Genomic DNA, 7395 nt, shown 5'->3' with positions numbered 1-7395 from the left:
GCTCGAACTTGTCGACATCAGCGCCAGTGACCGAGGCGATCGATTTGACCACAGGGTCGTTGGTGCCGGTGTAGACGTTGTCCGGGGCAGTGACGGTAACCGAACCAGTCGTGCCGTTGGCCGGTACAGTGATAACCGTCTTGCCGTCGCTCAGCGTGAAGGTCAGGGCCGAGTGGTTGTTGATCGGCAGACCGTCTTTGTTGGTCAGGGTGATGGTGTAGGTGATCTCGCCGCCTTCGGTGACCGAAGGGGTCGCGGTCAGCTTGGCCACCACTTCGTCGGTGGTGTCAGTCACCTGAACCGAAGCGTCGCCGCCCAGTTGCAGGTTCTCGAAGGTACGGCCATCAACGTCCACAGCAGACTTGATGCCCAGGCTGATCTGGCCAGCGTCGTTATAGACGTCATCGCCCTGTGCAGCGTGGGTGTACGGGGCGCTGGTTTCGCCAGCCTTGATGGTGACCTGGGCGTTGTTGCTCAGGGTCACGACCAGGTCATGGGCCAGCGCCTGGTTGATGTGCACGGTGAAGGTCGGATTGACGTTCTCGGCCACCGACGCCTGATCGGCAGTGATGGTGACCTGTACCAGGTCGCCTTCGTTGCCCGGAGTACCCGGCTCGTCAGTGACGGTGGTGCTGACCGGAGTCTTGTCCAGGGTCAGCTGCTCGAACTTGCCAACATCAGCACCATCAACGGTAGCAATGGACTTCACGACCGGATCGTTAGCACCCACATACACGTTGTCCGGGGCAGTCACAGTGACCGAACCAGTCGTGCCGTTGGCCGGTACAGTGATAACCGTCTTGCCATCGCTCAGCGTGAAGGTCAGGGCCGAGTGGTTATTGATCGGCAGACCGTCTTTGTTGGTCAGCGTGATGGTGTAGGTGATCTCGCCGCCTTCGGTGACCGAAGGGGTCGCGGTCAGCTTGGCCACCACTTCGTCGGTGGTGTCAGTCACCTGAACCGAAGCGTCGCCGCCCAGTTGCAGGTTCTCGAAGGTACGGCCATCAACGTCCACAGCAGACTTGATGCCCAGGCTGATCTGGCCAGCGTCGTTATAGACGTCATCGCCCTGTGCAGCGTGGGTGTACGGTGCACTGGTTTCGCCAGCCTTGATGGTGACCTGAGCGTTGTTGCTCAGAGTCACCACCAGGTCGTGAGCCAGCGCCTGGTTGATGTGCACGGTGAAGGTCGGATTGACATTCTCGGCCACCGAGGCCTGGTCGGCAGTGATGGTGACCTGTACCAGGTCGCCTTGGTTGCCGGTGCCCGGGGTGCCCGAGCCAGGCTCGTCAGTGACGGTGGTGCTGACCGGAGTCTTGTCCAGGGTCAGCTGCTCGAACTTGCCGACGTCAGCGCCAGTGACCGAGGCGATCGATTTGACCACAGGGTCGTTGGTGCCGGTGTAGACGTTGTCCGGCGCAGTCACAGTGACCGAACCAGTCGTGCCGTTGGCCGGTACAGTGATAACCGTCTTGCCGTCGCTCAGCGTGAAGGTCAGGGCCGAGTGGTTGTTGATCGGCAGACCGTCTTTGTTGGTCAGGGTGATGGTGTAGGTGATCTCGCCGCCTTCGGTGACCGAAGGGGTCGCGGTCAGCTTGGCCACCACTTCGTCGGTGGTGTCGGTCACCTGAACCGAAGCGTCGCCGCCCAGCTGCAGGTTTTCGAAGGTACGACCGTCGATGTCCGCTGCCGACTTGATGCCGAGGGAAATTTCGCCGCTGTCCAGATAGACATCGTTCCCCTGTGCCACGTGGACATAAGGTTCGCTCGAAGTCTGACCGGCTTTGATGGTGACCTGTGCATCGTTACTCAGGGTCACGACCAGGTCATGATCCAGTGCAGTGTTGATATGCACGGTGAAGCTCGGTTTGACGTCCTCGGTGACCGAAGCCTGGTCGGCGGTGATGGTGACCTTGACCACGTCGCCTTGGTTGCCGGTGCCCGGGGTTCCCGAGCCTGGTTCGTCGGTAACGGTGGTGCTGACCTTGGTTTCGTCCAGAGTCAGCTGTTCAAATTTCCACGCATCAGCGCCACTGACGTATTTCAGGCTCTGCTCGACCGGTGCGTTCGCACCGCTATAGACGTTGTCCGGAGCGGTCACGGTGACCGAACCGGTGGTGCTATTGGCAGGCACGGTGATGGTGGTCTTGCCATCGCTCAACGTGAAGGTCAGCGCCGAGTGGTTGTTGATCGGCAGACCGTCTTTGTTGGTCAGGGTCACGGTATAGGTGATTTGCCCACCTTCGCTGACAGACTCAGTCGCAGTCAGTTTTGCCACAACTTCGTCGATTGTGTCGGTAACCTTGACCGAAGCGTCGCCGCCTAGTTGCAGGTTTTCGAAGGTACGACCGTCGATGTCCGCTGCCGACTTGATGCCGAGGGAAATTTCGCCGCTGTCCAGATAGACATCGTTCCCCTGTGCCACGTGGACATAAGGTTCGCTCGAAGTCTGACCGGCTTTGATGGTGACCTGTGCATCGTTACTCAGGGTCACGACCAGGTCATGATCCAGTGCAGTGTTGATATGCACGGTGAAGCTCGGTTTGACGTCCTCGGTGACCGAAGCCTGGTCGGCGGTGATGGTGACCTTGACCACGTCGCCTTGGTTGCCGGTGCCCGGGGTTCCCGAGCCTGGTTCGTCGGTAACGGTGGTGCTGACCTTGGTTTCGTCCAGAGTCAGCTGTTCAAATTTCCACGCATCAGCGCCACTGACGTATTTCAGGCTCTGCTCGACCGGTGCGTTCGCACCGCTATAGACGTTGTCCGGAGCGGTCACGGTGACCGAACCGGTGGTGCTATTGGCAGGCACGGTGATGGTGGTCTTGCCATCGCTCAACGTGAAGGTCAGCGCCGAGTGGTTGTTGATCGGCAGACCGTCTTTGTTGGTCAGGGTCACGGTGTAGGTGATCTGGCCACCTTCGGTTACGGTTTCGGTTGCAGTCAGTGTGGCCACAACTTCGCTGATCGTATCAGTAACCTGAACCGAGGCGGCTCCCCCCAACTGCAGGTTTTCGAATGGACGACCATCGATATCCACCGCCGAGTTGATGCCGAGGGTGATTTCACCGCTATCCAGATATACGTCGTCGCCCTGTGCAACGTGCTCGTATGCTGCGCTGGTATCGCCAGCCTTGATGGTGACCTGGGCGTTGTTGCTCAAGGTCACGACCAGGTCGTGAGCCAGCGCCTGGTTGATGTGCACGGTGAAGGTCGGATTGACGTTCTCGGCCACCGAGGCCTGGTCGGCAGTGATGGTGACCTTGACCAGGTCGCCTTCGTTGCCCGGAGTACCCGGCTCGTCGGTGACGGTGGTGCTGACCGGGGTCTTGTCCAGAGTCAACTGCTCGAACTTGCCGACATCAGCGCCAGTGACCGAGGCGATCGATTTGACCACAGGGTCGTTGGTGCCGGTGTAGACGTTGTCCGGGGCAGTGACGGTAACCGAACCAGTCGTGCCGTTGGCCGGTACGGTGATAACAGTCTTGCCGTCGCTCAGCGTGAAGGTCAGCGCGCCGTGATTGTTGATCGGCAAGCCGTCTTTGTTGGTCAGGGTGATGGTGTAGGTGATCTCGCCACCTTCGGTGACCGAAGGCGTCGCGGTCAGCTTGGCCACCACTTCGTCGGTGGTGTCGGTCACTTGGACCGTAGCGGCACCACCCAGCTGCAGATTTTCGAAAGTCGCACCGGTTGCATCCACAGCCGAATTGATGCCCAGGCTGATCTGGCCAGCGTCGTTATAGACGTCATCGCCCTGTGCAGCGTGGGTGTACGGGGCGCTGGTTTCGCCAGCCTTGATGGTGACCTGGGCGTTGTTGCTCAGGGTCACGACCAGGTCATGGGCCAGCGCCTGGTTGATGTGCACGGTGAAGGTCGGATTGACGTTCTCGGCCACCGACGCCTGATCGGCAGTGATGGTGACCTGTACCAGGTCGCCTTCGTTGCCCGGAGTACCCGGCTCGTCGGTGACGGTGGTGCTGACCGGAGTCTTGTCCAGGGTCAGCTGCTCGAACTTGCCAACATCAGCACCATCAACGGTAGCAATGGACTTCACGACCGGATCGTTAGCACCCACATACACGTTGTCCGGGGCAGTCACAGTGACCGAACCAGTCGTGCCGTTGGCCGGCACGGTGATGACGGTCTTGCCGTCGCTCAGCGTGAAGGTCAGCGCGCCGTGATTGTTGATCGGCAAGCCGTCTTTGTTGGTCAGGGTGATGGTGTAGGTGATCTCGCCGCCTTCGGTGACCGAAGGTGTTGCGGTCAGCTTGGCCACAACCTCACTGATGGTGTCCGAGATTTCAACGGTGGCCGGGCCACCCAAGGCCAGCTTCTCAAAGGTGGCACCCGAAACAGTGGCGTCGGTAACGCTAAGGGTGATAGAGCCAGCGTCCTTGATGACATCGTCACCCTGGGCCGAGGTCTTGTACTCGACTTCGGTTTTACCGGCCTCGATGGTCACGGTGTCACCGTTCGACAGGGTTACGGTCAGTGGCCGGTCCAGCGCTTGGCTTACTTTCACAGTGAAGGAAGGCTGCTGGTCTTCGGTCACACTGCCATTGCCGACGATGCTTACAGTGACGGTATCGATGCTATCGCTGATAACGGTCGAAGCTGGCGTCGGGTTCGGCACCAACTGCTCGAAGTTACCGCCCGTGGCGCTTTCGATGGTCACGCTAACGGTCGAGCCGTTGTTGTAGACGTCGTTGGCCGGCGTTTCGAAATCAACACTGCCCTGGGTCTTGCCGGCTTCGATGGTGATGGTCTGGCCGTTGGACAGGGTCACGGTCACCGGGGTCTGGGCTGGGTTGCTCAGGGTCACGGTGTAAGTGATCACGCCACCTTCGGTCACCGACGGGTTCGCCGTCAGGGTCGCGGTGGTGGTGTCCACCGAGTCGTTGATGGTGGTCTGAGCTGGTGTCGGGTTCGGCACCAACTGCTCGAAGTTGCCACCGGTAGCACCGGTAATCGTGGTGCTGACGGTCGAGCCGTTGTTGTAGACGTCGTTGGCCGGGGTCTCGAAATCAACACTGCCCTGGGTCTTGCCGGCCTCGACGGTGATGGTCTGGCCGTTGGACAGGGTCACGGTCACCGGGGTCTGGGCTGGGTTGCTCAGGGTCACGGTGTAGGTGATGACGCCGCCTTCGGTGACGCTTGGCGAAGCGGTCAGGGTCGCGGTGGTGGTATCCACCGAGTCGTTGATGGTGGTCTGAGCTGGCGTCGGGTTCGGCACCAACTGCTCGAAGTTACCGCCAGTAGCACCGGTAATCGTGGTGCTGACGGTCGAGCCGTTGTTGTAGACATCGTTGGTCGGCGTTTCGAAATCAACACTGCCCTGGGTCTTGCCGGCTTCGACGGTGATGGTCTGGCCGTTGGACAGGGTCACGGTCACCGGGGTCTGGGCTGGGTTGCTCAGGGTCACGGTGTAGGTGATGACGCCGCCTTCGGTGATGCTTGGCGAAGCGGTCAGGGTCGCGGTGGTGGTATCCACCGAGTCGTTGATGGTGGTCTGAGCCGGCGTCGGGTTCGGCACCAACTGCTCGAAGTTACCGCCCGTGGCGCTTTCGATGGTCACGCTAACGGTCGAGCCGTTGTTGTAGACGTCGTTGGCCGGGGTCTCGAAATCAACGCTGCCCTGGGTCTTGCCGGCTTCGACGGTGATGGTCTGGCCATTGGACAGGGTCACGGTCACCGGGGTCTGCGCTGGGTTGCTCAGGGTCACGGTGTAGGTGATGACGCCGCCTTCGGTGACGCTTGGCGAAGCGGTCAGGGTCGCGGTGGTGGTGTCGACCGAGTCGTTGATGGTGGTCTGAGCCGGCGTCGGGTTCGGCACCAACTGCTCGAAGTTGCCACCGGTAGCACCGGTAATCGTGGTGCTGACGGTCGAGCCGTTGTTGTAGACGTCGTTGGCCGGGGTCTCGAAATCAACACTGCCCTGGGTCTTGCCGGCCTCGACGGTGATGGTCTGGCCGTTGGACAGGGTCACGGTCACCGGGGTCTGGGCTGGGTTGCTCAGGGTCACGGTGTAGGTGATGACGCCGCCTTCGGTGACGCTTGGCGAAGCGGTCAGGGTCGCGGTGGTGGTATCCACCGAGTCGTTGATGGTGGTCTGAGCTGGCGTCGGGTTCGGCACCAACTGCTCGAAGTTACCGCCCGTGGCGTTCTCGATGGTCACGCTAACGGTCGAGCCGTTGTTGTAGACGTCGTTGGCCGGGGTTTCGAAATCAACACTGCCCTGGGTCTTGCCGGCTTCGATGGTGATGGTCTGGCCGTTGGACAGGGTCACGGTCACCGGGGTCTGGGCTGGGTTGCTCAGGGTCACGGTGTAAGTGATCACGCCACCTTCGGTCACCGACGGGTTCGCCGTCAGGGTCGCGGTGGTGGTGTCGACCGAGTCGTTGATGGTGGTCTGAGCCGGCGTCGGGTTCGGCACCAACTGCTCGAAGTTACCGCCCGTGGCGCTTTCGATGGTCACGCTAACGGTCGAGCCGTTGTTGTAGACGTCGTTGGCCGGGGTCTCGAAATCAACGCTGCCCTGGGTCTTGCCGGCTTCGACGGTGATGGTCTGGCCATTGGACAGGGTCACGGTCACCGGGGTCTGGGCCGGGTTGCTCAGGGTCACGGTGTAAGTGATCACGCCACCTTCGGTCACCGACGGGTTCGCCGTCAGCGTCGCGGTGGTGGTGTCCACCGAGTCGTTGATGGTGGTCTGAGCTGGCGTCGGGTTCGGCACCAACTGCTCGAAGTTGCCACCGGTAGCACCGGTAATCGTGGTGCTGACGGTCGAGCCGTTGTTGTAGACATCGTTGGCCGGAGTTTCGAAATCAACACTGCCCTGGGTCTTGCCGGCTTCGATGGTGATGGTCTGGCCGTTGGACAGGGTCACGGTCACCGGGGTCTGGGCTGGGTTGCTCAGGGTCACGGTGTAGGTGATGACGCCGCCTTCGGTGACGCTTGGCGAAGCGGTCAGGGTCGCGGTGGTGGTATCCACCGAGTCGTTGATGGTGGTCTGAGCTGGTGTCGGGTTCGGCACCAACTGCTCGAAGTTACCGCCCGTGGCGTTCTCGATGGTCACGCTAACGGTCGAGCCGTTGTTGTAGACGTCGTTGGCCGGGGTCTGGAAGTCGACGCTGCCCTGGGTCTTGCCGGCTTCGACGGTGATGGTCTGGCCATTGGACAGGGTCACGGTCACCGGGGTCTGGGCTGGGTTGCTCAGGGTCACGGTGTAGGTGATCACGCCGCCTTCGGTGATGCTTGGCGAAGCGGTCAGGGTCGCGGTGGTGGTGTCCACCGAGTCGTTGATGGTGGTCTGAGCTGGCGTCGGGTTCGGCACCAACTGCTCGAAGTTGCCACCGGTAGCACCGGTAATCGTGGTGCTGACGGTCGAGCCGTTGTTGT

At 61.0% G+C, this 7395-nt stretch carries 1 protein-coding gene; it reads right to left on the bottom strand.

Annotated features, from left to right (window positions below; genetic code table 11):
• Positions 1–7395, bottom strand: a 7395-nt coding sequence (locus tag CAY82_RS24625) for a beta strand repeat-containing protein (protein WP_368681560.1), incomplete at both ends; no start/stop codon positions are given.

This window comes from Pseudomonas sp. SID14000, assembly GCF_002165135.1.
Classification (GTDB): Bacteria; Pseudomonadota; Gammaproteobacteria; order Pseudomonadales; family Pseudomonadaceae; genus Aquipseudomonas.
Note: the sequence above shows the minus strand (reverse complement) of the source record. Positions and strands in the feature narration are given on the sequence as shown.